This is a genomic window from Aeromicrobium sp. PFPM2_SD2 (genome assembly GCF_057364525.1).
The window spans coordinates 1-4556 of the sequence record NZ_JBNFNZ010000185.1; the positions used below are offsets into that span (position 1 = coordinate 1).

At 70.0% G+C, this 4556-nt stretch carries 4 protein-coding genes and 1 pseudogene; 3 read left to right on the forward strand and 2 right to left on the reverse strand.

Annotated features, from left to right (window positions below; translation table 11 throughout):
* Positions 1–654 (reverse strand): annotated as a pseudogene (locus AC2W7G_RS09695) (hypothetical protein); the annotation flags it as partial.
* A 64-nt stretch (positions 655–718) separates the two neighbouring features.
* Here AC2W7G_RS09695 and lipA point away from each other — a divergent pair.
* Complete coding sequence (gene lipA, locus AC2W7G_RS09700) at positions 719–1654, forward strand: lipoyl synthase (RefSeq protein ID WP_485868247.1); 936 nt, start codon at positions 719–721, stop codon at positions 1652–1654.
* Between the two features lie 17 nt (positions 1655–1671).
* Positions 1672–2379, forward strand: coding sequence for a DUF4191 domain-containing protein (locus tag AC2W7G_RS09705; protein ID WP_485868248.1), 708 nt, complete (start codon positions 1672–1674; stop codon positions 2377–2379).
* 81 nt (positions 2380–2460) lie between these two features.
* Here AC2W7G_RS09705 and AC2W7G_RS09710 read toward each other — a convergent pair whose 3' ends face one another.
* Complete coding sequence (locus AC2W7G_RS09710; RefSeq protein WP_485868249.1) at positions 2461–2823, reverse strand: RDD family protein; 363 nt, start codon at positions 2821–2823, stop codon at positions 2461–2463.
* Positions 2824–3022: 199 nt separating this feature from the next.
* On the opposite strand from AC2W7G_RS09710, the gene glnA reads away from it, so the two are divergent.
* A complete protein-coding gene (gene glnA / locus AC2W7G_RS09715; protein WP_485868250.1) occupies positions 3023–4444 on the forward strand; it encodes a type I glutamate--ammonia ligase in 1422 nt (473 codons plus the stop codon).
* Positions 4445–4556: the final 112 nt, after the last annotated feature.

The window sequence follows — 4556 nt, forward strand, 5'->3', positions numbered from 1 at the left end:
GCGGACCCGCTCGGCCTGCACCGCCTCGCGCCGCTCGGCCGCGAGCCGGCGCCGCTCGTTCTCGACCTGCGCCTCGACGAGGGCGCGCCGGCGGGCGCTCTGCCACGCCGCCTGGCCCCACACGATCGCGCCCAGGAAGTACACGACGTTGATCGCCAGGCTGTAGACGATGATCGCCGCGTCCGGGTCGAGCAGGCCGACCTGCGGGCGCGGCGGCATCGCCGAGGGACGGCCGAAGACGATCACCAGCCAGCCGAACATGGCCGCCAGCACCGCCGCGGTGACGGCCGTCAGCGCCCGCGGTCGCCGCGACCACGCCCACGCGCTGTAGAGCGCCGCGAACATGATCATCTGGATGGTGAAGATCGTGCCGAGCGCCAGCATGCGCTCGCCGACCACGACGAAGACGACCGACTCGACGACGAGCGTCGTCAGCGGGTACGCCCGGCGGCCGGCCAGGGCCAGTCCGGCGAGTGCGAACCACAGGTACCCCTCGACGCCGCGCCAGCCGAGCGAGGCTCCGTTCGCGCTGTGGAACACCTCGACGGACGCGACGCACAGCACCGCCAGCGCGACACCGGCGAGCACGTCCGTGCGCACCTGCTCACGCGTCGGGGCGGGCCGGTCCCAGGATCGGTCGATGCGCAGCCTCACGCGGCCGAGCCTAGGCCAGCGAGGCGGGGTGGACGGCTTCGCGGCCCGGCGTAGAGTGATCGGCGTGACGATCGCTCCCGACGGCCGCAAGCTGCTCCGCCTCGAGGTCCGCAACGCCGAGACCCCCATCGAGAAGAAGCCCGCGTGGATCAAGACCCGCGCGAAGATGGGGCCCGAGTACACCGAGCTGATGGGCCTGGTGAAGGGCGAGGGCCTGCACACGGTGTGCCAGGAGGCCGGCTGCCCCAACATCTTCGAGTGCTGGGAGGACCGCGAGGCCACCTTCCTCATCGGCGGCGAGCAGTGCACCCGCCGGTGCGACTTCTGCCAGATCGACACCGGCAAGCCCGCCGACCTGGACCGTGACGAGCCGCGCCGCGTGGCCGAGAGCGTCCAGAAGATGCAGCTGAAGTACTCGACCATCACCGGCGTCGCCCGCGACGACCTGCCCGACGGCGGCGCGTGGCTGTACGCCGAGACGGTGCGCCAGATCCACGCGCTCAACCCGGGCACCGGCGTCGAGAACCTCATCCCCGACTTCAACGGCAAGCCCGACCTGCTCGAGCAGGTCTTCGACTCCCGGCCCGAGGTGCTCGCGCACAACCTGGAGACCGTGCCGCGGCTGTTCAAGCGCATCCGACCGGCGTTCCGCTACGAGCGTTCCCTGGACGTGCTGACCCAGGCCCGCGCGTACGGGCTGGTCACCAAGTCCAACCTCATCCTCGGCATGGGCGAGACCCGCGAGGAGGTCTCCGAGGCGCTGCGCGACCTGCACGAGGCCGGCTGCGACCTCATCACGATCACGCAGTACCTGCGTCCCTCGCCGCGCCACCACCCGGTCGAGCGTTGGGTCAAGCCCGAGGAGTTCGTCGAGCTCAAGGACGAGGCCGACGAAATCGGCTTCCTGGGCGTCATGTCCGGGCCGCTCGTGCGCTCGTCCTACCGCGCCGGCCGCCTGTACCAGCAGGCCGTCGAGGCGCGCGCCTCGCTCGGGGGCTGACGACTAGACTGGGCCGCATGTCTGCTGCCCAGCCCGAAGTTCCCGCCGGCCGCATCGCCCAGATGCGTCAGGCGTACACCATGACGCGTCGCACCGACCGTGCGCTGCCGCTGTACATGCTGCTCGCCTTCCTCGTGGTCGGCGGTGTCTTCCTCGGGCTCGGCCTGTGGGTCTTCGGCACCGGCGTGCTGGGCATCATCGTCACGACGATCCTCACGCTCATGGGCGGCTTCCTGGGCGCGCTCATCGTCTTCGGCAAGCGCGCCGAGAAGGCCGCGTACGCCCAGGTCGAGGGCCAGGTCGGCGCCGGCGCCAGCGTGCTCACCATGCTGCGTCGCGGCTGGGTGACCAAGCCCGCCGTCGCGTTCAACCGCCAGCAGGACGTCGTCCACCGCGTCGTCGGACGTCCCGGCGTCATCCTCGTCGGCGAGGGCACGCCCGGCGGCGTCCGCCACCTGCTCGCGGCCGAGCGCAAGAAGCACGCCCGCATCGTCGGCGCGGACGTCCCGATCCACGAGGTCGTCGTCGGCCGCGGCGAGGGCCAGGTGCCGGTCACCAAGCTGGTCAAGCACGTGCGCAGGATGAAGAAGGCGATCAAGCCCGCGCAGGTCACCGAGGTCGTCTCGCGCACCAAGGCGCTCGACGCCATGCGTCCGCCCGCGCCGATGCCGCGCGGCCCGGTGCCGTCGAGCATGAAGGGCCACCGCAAGGCCATGCGCGGCTGATCCGGCCGACGCACGACGGGCCCGCCTCCCCTGCTGAGAGGCGGGCCCTTCGTCGTCCGAGGGTATGGGTGGCAGCCTCGGTCAGGCCTTGACGACGATCGACCCGGCCGCCACGTCGTGCAGACCGCGCTGGCGGTGCGTCACGAGCAGCGCGGGCACGACCAGGCACAGCAGCGCGGTGCGGATGAACGCGCCGCGCGGGCCGATCGGGCCGCCGTCGTAGCCGGCCACGCGGATGCCGAAGATGCGCTTGCCGATGGACATGCCGAGGAACGCCGTGACGATGCCGACCTCGAGGAAGAACACCAGGATCGGGGCCCAAAAAGGCAGGTCCTGCGAGGCGTCCCCGTAGGTCGTCCCGCCGATGAGCACGGTGGTGGCCCAGGCGATGGCCCAGTCCACGAACAGGGCGCCCACACGGCGCGGCCAGCCAGCGTCTTCCACGCCGCCGAGCCTAGCCACCGCCCCGCGAAACCGGCTCGCAGCATCCCTCCCCGCCTCGTAACATGCCGGAAACAATGTGGTGACTGACGAGAAACTGCGCCCCGTTAGGTTCGACGACGAGGGTGCGAGGGGTCGCACCGCAGAAGCCCAACAAAGCAACACAGGCCGCACCTCCCCGCGGCCAGGCTGAGGAGGCCACATGTTCGGCAACGCCGACGAGCTGTTCAAGTTCATCAAGGACGAGGATGTGAAGTTCATCGACGTCCGGTTCACCGACCTGCCGGGCATCCAGCAGCACTTCACGGTCCCGGTCTCGTCCTTCGACCACGGCGTGTTCGAGAACGGCCTGGCCTTCGACGGCTCCTCCGTCCGCGGCTTCCAGAGCATCGACCAGTCCGACATGGCGCTGTTCCCGGACCCGAAGACGGCCTACGTCGACCCGTTCCGCAAGCACAAGACGCTGGCCATGGACTTCTTCGTCCACGACCCGATCACCGGCGAGGCGTACTCGCGCGACCCGCGCAACGTCGCCCGCAAGGCCGAGGCGTACCTGGCCACCACCGGCATCGGCGACACCGCGTACTTCGCCCCCGAGGCCGAGTTCTACATCTTCGACCGCGTGAACTTCGAGACCAGCGCGAACCGCTCGTTCTACGAGATCCAGTCCGCGGCCGGCGCCTGGAACACCGGCGACGACATCGCCGACAACCGCGGCTACAAGGTCCGCTACAAGGGCGGCTACTTCCCCGTCGCGCCGACCGACCACTTCGGCGACCTGCGCGACGACATGATGGCCAACCTCGAGGACGTGGGCCTGACCGTCGAGCGCGGCCACCACGAGGTCGGCACCGCCGGCCAGGCCGAGATCAACTACAACTTCGACACGCTGCTCAAGTCCGCCGACGACGTCATGAAGTTCAAGTACGTCATCCGCAACACGGCCTGGGCGGCCGACAAGACCGTCACGTTCATGCCGAAGCCGATCTTCGGCGACAACGGCTCGGGCATGCACGTCCACCAGTCGATCTGGCAGGACGGCCAGCCGCTGTTCTACGACGAGGCCGGCTACGGCGGACTCTCCGACACCGCCCGCTGGTACGTCGGCGGCATCCTCAAGCACGCCCCGGCGCTGCTGGCGTTCACCAACCCGACGGTGAACTCCTACCACCGCCTGGTGCCGGGCTTCGAGGCCCCGATCGCGCTCGTGTACTCGGCGCGCAACCGCTCGGCGTGCGTCCGCATCCCGATCACCGGCTCGAACCCGAAGGCCAAGCGCATCGAGTTCCGCTGCCCCGACCCGTCGGCCAACCCCTACCTGGCCTTCGCCGCGCTGCTCATGGCCGGTCTGGACGGCATCAAGAACAAGATCGAGCCCGCTGCCCCGATCGACAAGAACATCTACGAGCTGCCGCCGGAGGAGTACGAGGCGATCGACATGACGCCGACCTCCCTCAACGCGGTGCTCGACGCGCTCGAGGCCGACCACGACTTCCTCCTCCAGGGCGGCGTGTTCACGCCCGACCTGATCGAGACGTGGATCGACTACAAGCGCAACGAGGAGATCCTCCCCGTGCAGCTGCGTCCGCACCCGCACGAGTTCGAGCTGTACTACGACATCTGATCGGGACGCCGGCACCGCCGGCACTCCCAGCCAGCCAGGCCCCCGCCCGGTTCCTCCGGGCGGGGGCTGCTGGCGTTCGGTGGCCTGCGCGAGGGCACGCGGGGCAGGGACG